Source organism: Kordiimonas lipolytica, from assembly GCF_001550065.1.
Genome location: NZ_LRUB01000032.1, coordinates 88,098 through 103,551 on the forward strand (window position 1 = coordinate 88,098; position 15,454 = coordinate 103,551).

16 protein-coding genes, 1 tRNA gene and 1 riboswitch are annotated in these 15,454 nt (G+C 57.7%); of the genes, 8 read left to right on the forward strand and 9 right to left on the reverse strand.

Translation table 11 applies throughout. The features are described 5' to 3' along the window. The first annotated feature begins 2 nt into the window (after nt 1-2). Nucleotides 3-740 carry a PepSY domain-containing protein gene (locus KORM41_RS16170; protein ID WP_068150534.1) on the forward strand — a complete coding sequence of 246 codons (738 nt, stop codon included), beginning with the start codon at nt 3-5 and terminating at the stop codon, nt 738-740. Here the strand turns inward: KORM41_RS16170 and KORM41_RS16175 are convergent. Continuing rightward, entirely contained in the window at nt 737-2,092 is a 1,356-nt protein-coding gene (locus tag KORM41_RS16175; RefSeq protein ID WP_156432023.1) for a winged helix-turn-helix domain-containing protein, read from the reverse strand. The two genes, KORM41_RS16170 and KORM41_RS16175, sit on opposite strands and share 4 nt — an antisense overlap. 179 nt (nt 2,093-2,271) lie before the next feature. Here KORM41_RS16175 and KORM41_RS16180 point away from each other — a divergent pair, with 179 nt between their 5' ends. Then, the gene (locus KORM41_RS16180; protein WP_068150540.1) at nt 2,272-3,369 is read left to right on the forward strand and encodes a LamG domain-containing protein; all 1,098 of its coding nucleotides are present in this window, start codon (nt 2,272-2,274) and stop codon (nt 3,367-3,369) included. Nucleotides 3,370-3,434: 65 nt separating this feature from the next. Here the strand turns inward: KORM41_RS16180 and KORM41_RS16185 are convergent, their stop codons facing one another. Next, on the reverse strand, nt 3,435-3,920 hold the full coding sequence (locus tag KORM41_RS16185; protein ID WP_068150543.1) for an Lrp/AsnC family transcriptional regulator: 486 nt from the start codon (nt 3,918-3,920) through the stop codon (nt 3,435-3,437). Between the two features lie 166 nt (nt 3,921-4,086). Between KORM41_RS16185 and KORM41_RS16190 the strand changes: the two genes are divergently transcribed. Beyond that, a complete protein-coding gene (locus KORM41_RS16190) occupies nt 4,087-4,362 on the forward strand; it encodes a hypothetical protein (RefSeq protein ID WP_068150546.1) in 276 nt (91 codons plus the stop codon). Here the strand turns inward: KORM41_RS16190 and KORM41_RS16195 are convergent. The 3 genes from KORM41_RS16195 to KORM41_RS16205 form a co-directional block, all read right to left on the reverse strand. Then, complete coding sequence (locus KORM41_RS16195) at nt 4,348-5,364, reverse strand: ATP-grasp domain-containing protein (RefSeq protein ID WP_068150548.1); 1,017 nt, start codon at nt 5,362-5,364, stop codon at nt 4,348-4,350. The two genes, KORM41_RS16190 and KORM41_RS16195, sit on opposite strands and share 15 nt — an antisense overlap. Before the next feature lie 10 nt (nt 5,365-5,374). Further along, complete coding sequence (locus KORM41_RS16200) at nt 5,375-6,406, reverse strand: permease (protein WP_068150551.1); 1,032 nt, start codon at nt 6,404-6,406, stop codon at nt 5,375-5,377. A gap of 125 nt (nt 6,407-6,531) precedes the next feature. After that, nucleotides 6,532-6,828, reverse strand: coding sequence for an ArsR/SmtB family transcription factor (locus KORM41_RS16205; RefSeq protein WP_068150554.1), 297 nt, complete (start codon nt 6,826-6,828; stop codon nt 6,532-6,534). Nucleotides 6,829-7,141: 313 nt separating this feature from the next. Here KORM41_RS16205 and KORM41_RS16210 point away from each other — a divergent pair, with 313 nt between their 5' ends. Beyond that, a complete protein-coding gene (locus tag KORM41_RS16210) occupies nt 7,142-7,387 on the forward strand; it encodes a hypothetical protein (RefSeq protein WP_068150556.1) in 246 nt (81 codons plus the stop codon). Between the two features lie 21 nt (nt 7,388-7,408). Here KORM41_RS16210 and KORM41_RS16215 read toward each other — a convergent pair whose 3' ends face one another. The 3 genes from KORM41_RS16215 to KORM41_RS16225 form a co-directional block, all read right to left on the reverse strand. Then, nucleotides 7,409-8,362, reverse strand: a complete 954-nt coding sequence (locus tag KORM41_RS16215; RefSeq protein ID WP_068150559.1) for a sulfotransferase family 2 domain-containing protein — start codon at nt 8,360-8,362, stop codon at nt 7,409-7,411. A 29-nt stretch (nt 8,363-8,391) separates the two neighbouring features. Further along, nucleotides 8,392-10,149: a tetratricopeptide repeat protein gene (locus tag KORM41_RS16220; RefSeq protein WP_068150562.1), complete on the reverse strand. Its 1,758-nt coding sequence runs from the start codon at nt 10,147-10,149 to the stop codon at nt 8,392-8,394. A 196-nt stretch (nt 10,150-10,345) separates the two neighbouring features. Next, a complete protein-coding gene (locus KORM41_RS16225) occupies nt 10,346-12,241 on the reverse strand; it encodes a TonB-dependent receptor plug domain-containing protein (RefSeq protein ID WP_068150564.1) in 1,896 nt (631 codons plus the stop codon). 146 nt (nt 12,242-12,387) lie between these two features. Then, a riboswitch (cobalamin riboswitch) is annotated at nt 12,388-12,590 on the reverse strand. Between the two features lie 130 nt (nt 12,591-12,720). Between KORM41_RS16225 and pyp the strand changes: the two genes are divergently transcribed. Continuing rightward, complete coding sequence (pyp, locus tag KORM41_RS16230; RefSeq protein WP_068150567.1) at nt 12,721-13,098, forward strand: photoactive yellow protein; 378 nt, start codon at nt 12,721-12,723, stop codon at nt 13,096-13,098. 3 nt (nt 13,099-13,101) lie between these two features. Then, the gene (locus KORM41_RS16235) at nt 13,102-14,325 is read left to right on the forward strand and encodes an AMP-binding protein (RefSeq protein WP_068150573.1); all 1,224 of its coding nucleotides are present in this window, start codon (nt 13,102-13,104) and stop codon (nt 14,323-14,325) included. 21 nt (nt 14,326-14,346) lie between these two features. Here the strand turns inward: KORM41_RS16235 and KORM41_RS16240 are convergent. After that, nucleotides 14,347-14,421: transfer RNA gene (locus KORM41_RS16240), tRNA-Thr, on the reverse strand. A gap of 112 nt (nt 14,422-14,533) precedes the next feature. Here KORM41_RS16240 and KORM41_RS22065 point away from each other — a divergent pair. Further along, nucleotides 14,534-14,683, forward strand: coding sequence for a hypothetical protein (locus tag KORM41_RS22065; protein WP_197421213.1), 150 nt, complete (start codon nt 14,534-14,536; stop codon nt 14,681-14,683). A gap of 175 nt (nt 14,684-14,858) precedes the next feature. Next, nucleotides 14,859-15,413, forward strand: a complete 555-nt coding sequence (gene dcd, locus KORM41_RS16245; RefSeq protein ID WP_068150576.1) for a dCTP deaminase — start codon at nt 14,859-14,861, stop codon at nt 15,411-15,413. The last annotated feature ends 41 nt before the right edge of the window (nt 15,414-15,454 follow it).

Here is a 15,454-nt window from a genome sequence, read left to right on the forward strand (position 1 = left end):
CAATGACAAAACAGAAATGGCATAAATATATCGCGCAGACCCACAAGTGGGTCGCGCTGATCCTTGGGCTGCAGCTGATCGCCTGGACCGCTGGCGGCGTGGTAATGTCCTGGATTCCGCTGAATGAAATTCGCGGGCGACACAATGCGGCGGAGCAAACGCCCTTGGCGTTACCGGCCGACGCGGCTGCGCTGATGCCTGCGCAGGCGCTGGCAAATGCGGCGGGCCAGCCAGCCACGCAGCTGACCTACCGCGACCTGCTGGGAACGCCGGTCGCCCTGATGACGCTGCTGGACGGCAGCCTGGAACTGAGGAACGCCGCAACAGGTGCGCTGATGTCACCGCTTTCCAAAGACTGGGCACGCCGCATCGCCGATGCTGATTTCGCGCCCGAGGCCGACATGGCATCGGTAACGCTGCTGGACAAGCATGTGATCGATTATCGCGGGCCGCTGCCGGTGTGGCAGATCACCTTCGCGGATGCGGAGAACACCAACATCTATGTCTCGCCCACGGAAGCACGCGTGGTCGGGCGCCGGACAGACCGCTGGCGGCTCTTTGACTTTTTCTGGATGCTGCACATCATGGACTATGACGAGCGCGAGGATTTCAACAACCCGCTTCTGATGATCACGGCGCTGTCGGCGCTGTTGTTCTCTGTCTCGGGTATCTGCCTGTTATTCTTCCGCTTCTACCGCCGGGATTTCAATTTCATCCTGGGCAAACGGAAAAAGGCCTAGTCCACACCAGCGGCATCACCTTCAAGGGCTGTGATCCGGCCCGCATAGGCCTTGGCGAACGGCGCCAGACGAAGGGCCTTGCGGTATAGGGCCAGGGCGGCTTCGGTGTCGCCCTGGGCCACCAGTGCCTCAGCCTTCAGCGAAAGTGCATAATGATCCCCCGGCGCGCGGGCAAGAACATCGTCCAGAAAGCCCGATGCCGCCGCCGGATCGCCATCGCGATAAAGTGCCAGCACCGCGCGGTCCACCAGCGCCTGATAGTCTGAGCCCGCGTCCGCCGCCTCTGGGATAGGCCCAACCGGTGCCTCGACAGAGGTCCAGCGGGCAGCCAGGGCAGCCAGCGCCCGCTGTGCATCCGCGTTGCCCGGGTCAGTTTCCAGCACCTCCCGCCACTGTTTGGCCGCACCTTTCGCAGCCCCCGGGGTTGAGAGGTGTGCCAGATAGCGGCCGACCCAGTAACGATCGTCCTCCAGCCCCACGGGTGAGGCCTCAGCCATCGCCGATACGCCAACGCTGCCAAACATCTCCCCAAGCCGGGCAAACAGGGCACCGCTGCCATTCGCCACATCATAGACACCGGACCAGTGCACTTCGTCGGTCTTGGGGTCAGAGAGAAACAGCGTCACCACACGGCTTGCGCCATCATTGATCAGCGTGCCCTTCAGCAGATACACAGGCGTGTCCGCGCCGTAGCGCGTAAAGATGCCGCCCGTCGGGTCGGGGGCGTCCACATTCCACCAGTGACGGATCACCAGCACCTCAGGCGTCTGCGACAGGAAATAGGATGCCAGCTCCGATAGCGCGATCACCCGCGAACGGTCTTCCTCGGCTTCTGATTCCGTGCGGATGTCCTGCACTGTCAGAATGATGCCGGGCTTGGCAGCACCGGCAGACGGCACCAAGGGCGTCGCGCGCGGCCAAAAGACGGCAACGGCGGCAAACAGAACCAGGGCAGCGGCCAGCGGCCAGAAACGCCTGAGCCCCGCGACTGGTGGATGGGCGACGTCAGCCGGGCTTTCCCCACCCCCTAGCACCAGGCGGTAACCACGCTTGGGCACGGTCTGCAACAGCGTGTCTTCCGCGCCTGCATCACGAAGCGCTTTCCGGAGCTTGCTGATGGCCACAGGCACTGTCTGTTCGCTGAGGCTGCGCCCCGCCCAGATGGTGGCCAGTATGTCTTCGCGCGAAACGACATCGCCCGCCCGCATGCACAGTAGCTGCAGCAGTTCGGCGATCTTGTCTTCAAGCTTCACTTCACCCGCAGGGCCCTTGAGCGTCTTGATGTCCACTTCAAACCGGACCGAGCCAAAGGCAAAGGGGTTTGACTGCTGTTCGTCCATCTGGGCTGTCACCTCGTTTCTTGTGTTTTGGCCAGTTTAGCGACTGGCGCCCCCTTGCGGCCAGCAGAAAGCGCACAAAACACAGCGCAGAGGCCAGATTTAAGGTTTTCTTAAAGTGCCTTAAGCGACCGCATAGGCCTAGCCTTTCACCCAGACATCCAGCGAGGAACAAAACAAATGAGGACAAATAAATGAAATTCCTGAAAACACTGTTCGCCGCATGCCTCCTTTCAGGGGCCGCGGCAGCCGAGGACTATACCGTGAACGGCCAGACCTGGAGCCTCTCGGACCAGGGCGCCAGCATCGTCAACCACATGGGCCGACAAGCCGTGAAGGTGAACCGCGGCCTCCTGACACTGAACGACGTGACATTCGAGAACGGCACCATCGAATTCGATATTGCCATGCCCGGCATCCGCGGATTCGCCGGTGTTACTTTCCGCACGCGCGACGGCGGCATGGGTGAAAACTTTTACATGCGCGGGCACCTTTCAGGCATGCCGGACGCCAACCAGTATCAGCCGGTTTTCAACGGCAATTCTGCGTGGCAGATTTTCCACGGTCCCCGCTATAGCGCGCCGACGCCTTATGCCACTGACCGCTGGACCAAAGTGAAGCTGGTGGTCAAGGGCACCAAGATGGATGTCTTTATCGACAGCGACACGCCGGTCCTGCATGTGGACAATCTGATGCTGGGCGAAGGGGCCGGCGGTATCAACCTCAACGGCGTTCTGGCCGATTTTTACTATAGCAACATGCGCGTCACCAATGACGACAGCGTCACCCTGACCGGCACCCCCGCCCCGTTGCCTGAGCTGGCAGCCGGTTTGATCAAGAGCTTCCGTGTGGGCACCACCACTGTGGCGGCCGACAAGGTGGAAGCCAAGGCCTGGCTCGACAAAGCCTTGCTGGAAGGCCAGACGTGGCAAATGCTTGACGTTGGCGAAACCGGCGCCCTGAACCTGGGCCGGATCAGCGCCAGGACGCGGGACGTCAACACGCTGCTGGTCAAGATGACCATCAATGCCGATGAAGCCAAAGCGGTCCTGATCAAATACGGATTCAGCGACCGGGTCACCGTATTCCTGAACGGCCACGCACTCGCGCACGGCAATGACACCTACCAGACACGCGACTACCGCTACCTGGGCACCATCGGGCTTTTTGACAGCGTGTTCCTGCCGCTTGAAGCAGGGAACAATGAAGTGGTGTTCGCCGTTACCGAAGCTTTTGGCGGTTGGGCGCTGATGGCCGCGATAGAAGACCAAACCGGCATCGAGGTCCGTTAAGCTCCCCTCATGCCGGCCGGGCAGCCCTACCCTGTTTTCAGGCCCCTAGGGGCTGCCCGCCCTTCTCAAACGTCAGATAGGCCAGAAAGATAGGAGAGCGGCAGCTCGGTTGTCACGCAGCTGGACACCAGGCAGATGCTGGAGTTCACTTCCTGAACGCCCTGCGCTTTCGACAGGCTCTCCCAGAAGAAATCTTTATAGTCCGCAACCGACGGCACGATGATCTTCAGCAGGAAATCAAAGTCACCCATCATGGTGTGGCACTCCAGTACCTGCGGGTAACGGAACATGAAGTCGGCGAAGTTCTCCAGCGATTGGTTATCGTGCTTTTTCATTTTCACATGGGCAAAAACAGTAATGCCAAGCCCCACCTTTTCCTGGTCGATAATCGCCGCCCGGCTTTTGATCACACCAGCGTCCACCAACTGCTGGATACGCCGTCCGCATACTGATTTTGACGAGCCGACCTTTTCAGCGAGTTCAGCGAGAGAAGGCGTGCAATCGCGCTGCAGCTCAGCCAGCAACCTGAGATCAATATTATCCAGCTCCATTTTCAACGTCCCTATAAATTTAAAAATATGGGATTTTGTCCCATATAAGACACCATATTTCAATCATTAGGGAAGATGCCGCTGGCACTCTGGACTATAGTCTGTCCTGGCCGCAGGGTTTCTGCGGCCGATTTTTTTTTGGATTATTCAAACAGAGGAAAATGTCATGGCACAGGGCCAGAACCAGTTCGTTCGCTACACGTTTGTTACCGAGGAATGCGCAAGCGACCTTACCGCGGTACTTACCTATATGCGCGAACATGGCATTCTACCGTCTGTGATCGAGACCGAGAAAACCGGCGAACGGGCACGCGTTGTGATTAGCAGCAGCGGCAGCAAGGACTGGCACAGCCATGCTATCGCCGCCCAGTTCGAAGGACGCCCGAGCGTTCAGCATTTCGGGTTCGAGCGCCTCACGTCTGACGCCTTACGCGCAGCATAAGGCGGAGCCTGTGTCGGGCGCGGCCATGGGGCCAGTGCCCGGCATGTTGTCCGACCTATCGCCAGACACGGCAGCCAGCATCGCTTCCACAATCTGCACTTCAAGCTGCGCGCCCATCACCGCGTTGATCTGGCGCACGGCGGACGGGCTGGTGATATTCAGTTCCGTCAACTGGCCACCAATGAAATCAGCGCCCACCAGCATGAGGCCCCGCGCTTTCAGGAGCGGTGCTATGCGCGCCACCGCCTCCCGCTCGCGGCCCGTCAGCCGTGTGTTTTCAACCCGCGCGCCCTGGTGAATATTGGCCAGATAGGCACCGTCACGCGGCACACGGTTAACCGCGCCAATGGGATTACCGTTCAGCAGGAATACCCGCTTGTCGCCTGCCGTAACTTCCGGCAGGAAGGCCTGCACTTGAACCATGCGCCTACCACCGCCTGCGCCAATGAAAGACTGCACGCTTTCACGCCAACCTCGATCGGATGTACTGACACGTGTGATCCCGCGACCGGAACAATCCCCAAGCGGCTTCAGCACAGCGGTGCCATGCTCTTCAACAAATGCCTCAAGCGCCGCCGCATTCATGGTGGTCAGGGTGGGTGGCACCAGGTCCGGCCAGTACAGCGGCAGCAGTTTTTCATTCAGGTCCCTGAGCGCAGAGATGCGGTTAAACTGATGCACATGGCCCGGCAGAAAATCCAGCAGGTACGTCAGCTGCAGATAGGCTTCATCCACCGGCGGATCGGTGCGCAAAAGAACGGCGCCAAAGTCGCCCGTCCACATTTCCAAAGCCTCGTCCCGCTCAAGCGGCATTGCGCCCCTGACCCGCCGTGCCCGAACCTGAAGCGTGTTCTGCCGAAGGATCAAATCACCCGCTTCGGCCCAGTAAACCGGCACACCGCGGGTGATCAGCTCAGCCATCAACAGAAGCGAGGTTTCGGTTTCTAGGTTCAGCGTTTCTGCCGGATCCATGATAAAGAGGAATGGTTCGGTCTCGGTCATGGGGCGCTCCTTACATCACAAGCTGGAAGCCGAAGCTGAAGATAAGCGTGCCTAAAAGCGCGAGCACAAGATAGGCCACAAACACTGGCAGACGGGCGAGCGCAAACACAGCAATCGACGCCGGGATGGATGTCACCCCACCCGCCAGCAGGAAGGCCATACCCGCCGCCGGCTCCATGCCTTCACCGATCAAGCCGCTGACAAGCGGCAATGCCGCATAACCGTTCAGATAGGCTGGCACGCCGATGACCGTCGCCAGGAAAATAGGGCCTGCGCCCTCCCCGCCCAATGCGGACATCACAAGGCCCTCCGGCATGTAGGCGACCATCAGGCTTTCAAGCGTGAAGGCGAATACGAGCCATTTCCCCAGGAAGAATGCGTTCGACAGCGTCGCCTCACGGAACATCAGTCTGCGTGCAGCATCACCCCAGAAGCGCCATATGATCGGCTGTTTGCCCGATACATCGGGCGCGCCGCAGCCACACCCGGCGGCGGACTGGCGGAGCGGGTCGCGGAATGCCCCGAACCGCTGCAGGGCGGCCACGCTGAAGCCACCCACCAGCCCCATGCCTACAGCAGCCACAGCCTTAAAGGCGGCAAATTCAAACCCGAGCGTGCCCATAGTCATGACAAACATCGTCGGGTCCATGATGGGGGAGGCCAGCCAGAAGGCCATCACGGCGCTTAAGGGGACGCCCATGGCCAAAAGCGCGGCTACCAGCGGGATCACACCACACGAACAGAAGGGTGAGAAAGCGCCCACCACGGCGGCGCTGATGATCATCACCGCCAGATGGCCGGTGAATGCTTTTGCGATCATTCGGTCCAGTGATGAGGCCCTGGCATGAGCGGCAATCAGGACCGACAGCATAAGGAAGGGAAACACACCCAACACCGCATCCCACACAAACCAGAGGGAGGCCATGGCCTGCGGCTCATCCCACAGGGCGAGCCCCACGAACAGTGCAAACAACAATATCAGAAGCTTGTCCGGCTTCGGCAATTGCAGGATGGTTTGATCTTTTCTGGCGATATCATTCATGATTATAAACCTAGTTTTATAGTTATATTGTCTCAAAAAAAAAGCCGAAGCTTTTCTCGCTGTCACAACCCGGCCAGGGCCGCTCTCTATCCGGACCGCGCTTTACTTGAGCGGCACGGCACGCTCTACTTGAGTGGCACGCCGGCGCAGCAGTCAGCGGTCAGGAAAGTCGCGACCTCGCCGAGGGTTTTGAAGTCGGCCACATTGATCACCTCGCGGCCCTGGCGTTCCTGCTTGATCGTACCGGCGCGCACCAGGTGGCTGATATGATGCGCAAGCGTCGAAGCCGGAATATCCAGATGCTTTTGCAACTGGCCCACATTCATGCCGTCGCAGCCCGCGCGAACCAGAAGCCGAAGCACAGCAAGCCGGGCCGGATTACCCAGCGAGGCAAAGACAGTGGCGGCGGTTTCATCCTTCATGGGGCACTCCTTAAAACTACATTTCTAGTTATGTGGTTTGGTGCAATTTGTCAAGGTCTCGACTGTGATATCCTTGCAACAAACCCGCTGGCGTTTCCGGACCGTCACGGAAACTTTCTGCACAAATCATTTGAATTCTAAATATAATACCCCTATATCATAACCATCAACGCACGGAACAAAGTGGTTTATGGCAACAAAAAGGCGTGTATACGTTCACACCTTCCTTTTCAAATAATTAGATTTGAAACTTTCTCGCGCCAGCGAGACGCCTGAACGCGTGTTTCAGCAATCCATACAGGAGATTTTTCCAATGGAGCTTTTCTTAAGAGCTCAGAGCCCCACCGATTTTGACCACACCACCGACACGGACGTTTTCGCTTGCGCGAAGAAACAAAGCCCGCTGGTGAAGTGGACATTCATCAATCGCATCAAGTCCTGCCACCAGAATGGTGAGCTAGGCGCAACTGTGATGCTGCTGGCGTGCGGCACCGTTCTCGCAGGCCTTCTTGCCGTCGCCAACATGGCAGACCGGGCAGCAGGGCTTTTCCGCTCCTGACGATCAAGTCTTCTCTGACGCTTATTTCTGCAACAGGTTGCGCGCATAGGGCGCGAGGCTATTGTCGAACCCGCTGAGCGCCTGGCCGGCTTCAAGGCGGGCCAGAAGCTTCTTTGACGCCTCAAGCGCACGATCGCTTGGGGCTGGCTCTTCTTGCCGTAGGGTGGGCGCACACAGGTGTGCGGCTTCTTCAAGACAGGCATTCAATGCACCCGGGCGTGCCACCGGCCGTACCGGCAAGACCGCCTCCAGGTCATAATCATACCCGAAATTCAGGAAATCATCCCGAAACCGGGCATAGATCGCCCGTTCGATATCCGGCGTGTAATGATCCTTCAGCTTCTGCCGCGCCTTCATGGCGTGATCCGCCTTTTCAGACAGCAGGTGGCTAAAATCCTGCCCGAAGGCATCTGCGGAAAAGCCTGCTAGGTCCGATGACAGCGTCTCCACATGACCCACCGAGTCATAAGCGATAAAATCGAAAAGACTGGCGTAGGTCTGGCTTCTGAAGTGGATATCGGTGCGCGCATTTGGCCGATCACAGACCATATAGACAAAATCGGCGAAACTCTCTGGCCTGCGCGGCAGCTGGAACTTCGCAGGAATATTCGGCTCAACATCCACTTTGGCAACGATCTTTTCCAGATAGCCCGACAACAGACGGATATAGGGGTTGCGCACAATGGTAAGCATGCGACGGCCCCGAAGCGCCTCGTAAAAAGCCTCAATGCCCGACTTCCTGAAGCCAAGCCACGGCGTGCGCGCGTCAGGATTCGCAAACCGCCAGCCATAGTTATGGACGGAAAAATACTGCTTGCCCACAGGCCGGCAATGCCCCAGCTCATGCTCTACCTGCCACAGGAATCGCTTCACATTGGTGTTGGCCGCCTTGCTGATGGGCACATAGCCGTAACCCAGCTGTTTCGACAGCACAGAATCCCGCGCGGTGTCCCTGAGTGTAATATGGTCGATCATGCGCTATCCGCCAATGTCCGTGCCAGCCGTCATGGCTGCCTCAGGTCTGTATTATCACGACTGCCCAGCGCTGCAACAAGTGGATGCTGGCTGTGCTGGGACTGCAGATGCTGCCAGACGGCCTGGGCCCCAGCGTTATCGTCAAGGGCATCAAGAACCTGCATTTCCAATATCTTTGCGTCCACCCGACCCGGCACCTTTGCCACAGCCTGAGACACCACGCCGTGGGCCAGCGACGGTTCACCCGCTTCAAGCATAAGCCGAGCCAGCATGATCAGAACATTCGGCGCCCGGCAATTGTCGTTATACGCAGCCTCCAGAACATCCCGGGCCTCTCTTTCCCGGCTCAACGCTTCAAGCACGCGTGCACGCATCCAGACACACCGGGGCAATGCCTGCCAGTCATGCCACCAGGCTGCGGCCAGTCTTTCGACTGCCTCCAGTTGCAAGCCATACTGCAGGCAGGTCTGCGACAGCGACAGAAAGCGGTCCCTACCGGTTGTCTGGGGCGCGGCCAGATGTTCCATCATGTCGGCGATTTCCGCTTCCAGGCTGCCTGCCGTTTCCAGGTCAGCTGAAAGTTTCTTGAGGCGAGCGCTATCCGGAAACTGCTGCCGCGCCAGGTTTGTGACAGCCTTTGCTTCCGCCAGATGCTGGCGCGCCTTCAGAACTGCCGCTAGCTGGGCATGCACGTCCGGGTCCTCAGGCGCCTTCTCCACCGCCTGACGCGCGAGCGTCTCTGCGAATTCAAGTCGTCCCGGCTTCATGTTGAGCCCAGAAAGCGCCTTCAAAAGCCAGGGCGACCGCATATACCGATCATAAGCCTCTGTCAAAAGGTCACTCGCTTCAACAAGGCGCCCCAGCCTGATCAGCACCCGGCTGCGCAATTCAATACAAGCGGAATGCCGACGCCACTTCTCCCAATGCATGGCAGCGATTTCTTCAACCGCATTGAGTTCAATCCCGAACTTGAGCGAAACCCGGCACAGTTCACGATAATCGGCGATCGTCGGCTCGCCCGTGGTCAGGTTTTTCCTGAGCCGGGCAGCGATGGGCCCGGCCTGTGCACGCTGCCAGTTCTGATCCGACTTTTTATAGCTCAGGTTCTGGCCCAACACCGCCTCAGGGCCCGGTGCAATCTTCAGGTTCCTGAGATAATCCACCAGATAGCAGCTATAGCTGCCCTGCTGCAGCAGTTTTGCCAGCTCTGTCGTGAAGACATAGGGGCCGGTCAGCGTGCCGATACCTACATCTTCGCTTGCGTGCTCAAGGATATTAATGGCTGCAGCCGACAACACATTCCCGATCAGCTTTGAACCGGGCGCAACAGCCATGAAATTATTCTGCACCCGTCGCTGCCCGTAATCGAGAAAGAAGATATCCCGATCAAGGTCAAAAAGAGGCAAAGCACCATCGGTCGCGCCATTGTCCGCATCCAGATAGTAGCCACCGAATTCCTGCAGATAGACCAAGCGAAAAAGATCCGCCTTCATGGCCGGGTGGAAGCAGCGATCAAACAGGTCCAGAAGGGGTTTTCCATCAATATCGCGGTCAGCCAGATAGCGCCGCGCCCCTTCTTCATCATAGAGAATATAGTCAATCTGATGCTTGTCCGCCCAAGCCTTGCTGAGCGCCAGCATACGCCCGACATCCTCGGGTGGCTCCTTGTCCCAGAACTGGATTAGTCGCTTGGGAACATGCCCACCGTCTTTGACATCCGGAATGTCCTGCAAGAGGTAGTCGCGAAAAACGCGTGCAAACCGGTCTTGCTCCTGATTGCGTGACATGAGGCCCCCACCTGTTTAAGTCACCACGAATTCGTGCGTTGAGGGTGCTATTACATGGCAGGCAACGGGTGTCAACTCACGGTCCCTACGCGATAGGTTTAGTGAAGTTCCGCCTGCCGGGCCTTAGGTGCTGGCCTCAGCCGCTGTCGAATGGACCGGGGCAGCCCGATGGCCACCCCGACTATTTGCCTGCCGCCTAGAAGCGGGCACGAACGCCTGCGTAGGCGGAAATGCCCGGCGTGCCATAACCCAACACCTGCTGATAGTCTTCATCGAACAGGTTATCGATCCGGCCAAACAGTTCCACCGTGTCGGTGAGCTTATAGGCAGCGCTCAGGTCCACGCGGGTCCAGACATCCACCACTTCGCGCTCGCCGGTCACAAAATCGACGCTGGTGTCATATTCCTTGCCATTCAGCGTGATGCTGACATTGGTGGTCAGCCGGTCACACACCTGCCAGCTGAGCGCGGCGAAGGCCTCATTCTTCGGCTTACGCGCCAGCTGCTGGTCCGCCGTCAGGTCGCGCGCCGCGTTATGGGTATAGTTGGCGCTGAGGTTCACGTTGTCCGTCAGGTCAGCCGTCAGCTCCAGCTCCACGCCCTTGGCGCTGGTTTCCTCGATGTTGCGGTAACCGTCTGTGAAGGTGAAGGTGATCAGGTCTTTGGTGTCCTGGTTGAAATAGGTTGCGCTGAAAGTTGCCCGGCCATCCAGGAAAGGCTGTTTGAAACCGACCTCCCAGCTATTGGACCGCTCAGGCCGAAGCGCTGCTTCCTTGACTGCGTCTGCCTGGGCGATGTTGGAATCGAACCCGCAGCAGGAGAAGGTCAGGTGGAAAATGCTCGGCGCCTTGAAGCCCTCGCTCCAGGCAGCTGTCAGTTGAGTGCCGGTACCTTCAACCACATAGGATGCGTTCAACTCGCCATTCGTTGTAGAGCCGAAGGTTTCATGGTCATCCAGCCGCACACCGCCAGAGATCGTCAGCCCGTCGATGCCGTCATACGAAAGGATGCCGAACAGGCTGTCTGTAGAGATGGGCTCAGGGTCCTGCAATTTGGCTTCTGTCACTTCATGCTGCGCGCCGGCCGTGAGTGTCCAGCCATCCGCGACTTCAAGAATGCCCAGATAGTCAAAATTCAGGCGCTCGCCTTCCGCGCCAAACGCGAAGGCACCCTTGCTGAAATTGTCGCGCGTGATGGACGAATATTCCACGGACAGCGTGTTCGACAGCCGCCCGTCCATCAGATCGATATAGGCACGCCCAGCGATGGAAAATTCCTCAGACTTGCTCATGTCATCCGTGTCGGTCAGGGCATAACTGAAGTCATCCATCAGGGCGAAAGCGTCATACTCACTTTCAGTGTCGGTATAGCTGGCGGTAACATTAAAGCGCACGTTGTCTGACAGCTTGGTGCGCACCTTGCCGCGCACGGTCAGGCTTTCATACCCGTCCGCTTCCTTGCCGCCATCAGAAGCAGAGATGCCGTCGGTATCGAAATAGGATGCGCTGAGGTTGAAATTGACCCGGCCTGAGCCACCACGCGCGGAACCGCCGATGCGCTTGCTGTCATAAGCGCCATATTCGCCAAAGACCTCGCCAGCGAATCCCTCTTCGCCAGATTTGGTGATGATGTTGATCACGCCGCCGATGGCGTCAGAGCCGTAAAGCACCGCCTGCGGACCGCGCAGCACCTCAATCCGCTCGATGCCGTTTGGATCAAGGGTTGAGAAATCGAACCCACCGCCCGGCGCTGACGGATCGTTCACCTGAACACCATCGATCAGGATCACCGTCTGGTCCGATGACCCGCCACGGATGGTTACAGTGGCCACACCGCCAAAGGTACCATTCTGGTTGATGGCAACACCCGGCAAGCTTTGAAGCGCATCGACCACATATTGGTACTGGCGGCGCTCAAGCTCTGCCGCGCTCATCACCGAAATGCTTTTGGCGACCTCACTCACAGGTTGGACGCGCCGCCCGGCGGTCACAACGAATTCTTCGATATCTTCGTCCTGCGCGGACGCGGCAGGCGCAAAAGAAAGCGCGGTACTGGCGAGCACGAGCGCCTTCAGGGGAAACAGTCTGGACATGGACAAGCTCCATATTCGGCCACAGGGGCCCATACAAAAAAAGCTGTAAAAAGGAGATTGTCGGAAATGAGAGGGACAAGCTCCGTACACAGCAACGACCTTGTCGCCGGTACGGAAATCCGCTTCCCATGGTTGACCCGACCGAGGAAATGGGCGACCGGATGGCAGGTCTCCTGGCTTGTGTTTCACCGTGTTCCCCGCCCTTCCCGGCTATCGCCAGTGGGCCCACTGGGGGACACTCCACACATACAGTTGCGGGCACAGCTGCGGATTTACCCTCTGGGCTTACCGCATTCCCTCTTCGCTCTTGCCCATACGGGCAACAGAACCATCGCGTGCGCCATGCTTAAAGGCTGATGGGGCTGAATACAACAGAAAGATCATCTCATTCAGGTGCCCCAGGCTTTGACAGGTGGTGTGATCTGTCACGCCGTCCAGCCCGTATTCACAATGCAGTCTAACTAAAAGGGATACTCAGAATGTCTATAGTTCAATTCGACCAGGACAATATTGAAAACACACTTGCGAAAATGTCCGACAAAGAGATCGACAGCCTTGCTTTTGGCGCGATCGAGCTCGACTCCACCGGCAAAATCCTGCGCTACAACGCTACAGAAGGCGCCATTACAGGTCGCGACAAAGACGCGGTTATCGGGGAAAATTTCTTCGAAAGCGTAGCACCTTGCACAAAAACAGAGGAGTTCTTCGGTCGGTTTGAGAACATTCGAGACGGCAAGGAAGAAAGCGTCATCTTCCACTATACTTTTGACTACCAAATGTCGCCTACCAAAGTGAACGTGCACATGAAAAAGGCGATTGTCGGGGATAATATCTGGATCTTCGTCAAGCGGATGTAGCTGATGACCATCCAGCCCCCAACTGCCACAATAAAGCCCTCGCGCACCTGCCTTGAAGACGATCAAATGACTTTCTTCCGGGCAGTAGCAGACCTTGTTCGCCAGGAAGTGGGAAAACTGCGCGGCCAATCCTTCACGGAAGCCCTGACCCCGGACACACGTCTGGACAGCGGACATGAAGGGCATCCGGGTCTTGCATTAAAATCCCTTAATCTGATGGATGTCGCTACATCGGTGTCTGACATGTTCCATATAGGCAAGGCGGGGCTGGATGATTTACTGCTGGCCAGGCGCACTCTTGGCGACTGGGCCGAAATTGCGCTGCAGGCCCAAAGCATTCTGCTGGCAGGGGATACCCCTGATGAAGGCATCGGCTTCCGGACGTCAGGCACGACCGGAAGCCCCAAACTTGTCAAACATTCCATGAACCGCCTTCTGGAAGAAGTAGATGTTTGGGCGGACATGTTCACGGGCCGCAGGCGCATCGTCAGCGCGGTGCCCGGTCATCACATCTATGGCTTTCTGTTCACCTGCCTGCTGCCCAGAAAACTGGACGTAGAAGTTCTGGACGTGCGCTATTCCATGCCTGGGGCCACTATCGCCGCGCTCAGGGAAGGTGACCTGATCATCGGGCAACCCGACTTCTGGCAGCGAATGCTCGATACAGTATCCAGGCAGGGTCTGGCACTACCCCAGGGTCTTTCCGGCGTGACATCCACCGCACCGATGCCTCCGTCAAGCGGCAGTCAACTTGTCGAACAGGGGATGGAAAATCTGATCGAGGTGTATGGATCAACCGAAACGCTGGGGATCGGTTGGCGAGACTTGCCCGCAACCAGTTTTGCCCTGCTTCCACTATGGAAAAGGGAAGGCAGCGGCATTCGTCATGCGGCGGAAAAGTTCATTGCCCCCATTCAGGATAAGCTTGTCTGGCATGATGACACCCAGTTCAGTATCTCGGGGCGGCTTGATGGAATGGTGCAAATTGGCAGCAAAAACCTGTGCATTTCGTCGATGGAGCAGGCTGTGAGCATGATAGAGGGCGTCGGCAGCGCGTCAATCAGGGTCGAACAACGGGAAACGGGACAGCGCCTTATCGCTGATATTGAAGTAGCAGACCCGGACATACCCCATTCAGTCCACGCATCTGTGCAGGAAGCGCTGGCGCCGCACGTGGAAAATTGCTGTGAACCAGAGATCCGGTTTCAACCTGCTTCAGATCACTAAATTGTCGGGAAAGAGAAAGCGTGGTGCTGCTGAGAAGATTTGAACTTCCGACCTCTCCCTTACCAAGGGAGTGCTCTACCCCTGAGCTACAGCAGCAGGCCACGTCTTGCGAGCGATCTTCTATAAGCGCCCCCGGCGCGAGTCAATAAGTAATTTCCGCGCACATTCAATCTTGAAAATCGCCGCGCTTTGGCGCAAATGTGGTCGCATGAGCGAAAAGACAAAAACCGACAAGCCAATCAAGCAGGATTCAGGCAAGCTGAAGGATGCCGAAAAACAGGCCCGGCTGGCAGAAGCCCTGCGCGCCAACCTGCGCCGCCGCAAGGAACAGCAGCGGACGCGCAAGACCGAAGACTAAATGGCCGCGCCTTCACGGCTTTTTTCCGCTCACACCTCACCCCGCCTTTTAAAAGCTACATCTGGTAGGTTTAACGCTTGTCGCGCACAAGCGATTGGCTTACTAATGCGGGAAATAACTGTGCCCCTGTGGGTTGGGGCAAAAGCCAAACAAAAGCCACTCAGGGGAGACGCCAATGGCCATCATGTCCGATAAATGGATTCGCGAAATGTCACAACAACACGGCATGATCGAACCGTTTGTGGACGGGCAGGTCAGGAAGGATAACATCTCCTACGGGCTGTCATCCTATGGTTATGACGCCCGCGTGGCGCCTGAGTTCAAGATTTTCACCAATGTGGACAGCGCCATCGTCGACCCAAAAGACTTTTCCCCGAAAAGCTTTGTCGACCGCGACACAGATGTGTGCATTATCCCGCCGAACAGCTTCGCCCTGGCGCGGACGGTCGAGTATTTCCGCATTCCAAAAGACGTGCTGGTGATCTGCCTTGGCAAATCAACCTATGCCCGCTGCGGCATCATCGTGAATGTGACACCGCTCGAGCCCGGCTGGGAAGGCCATGTGACGCTGGAGTTCTCCAACACCACCCCACTGCCCGCAAAAATCTACGCCAACGAAGGTGCCTGCCAGTTCCTGTTCCTGCAAGGGAACGAGCCGTGCGAGACCGCCTACAGCGACCGCAGCGGCAAATATCAGGGCCAGACCGGCGTTACCCTGCCGAAGCTTTAAGGCGTTTGCCAAAGCGTGCAGGGTTTTCAAAATGCCAGATA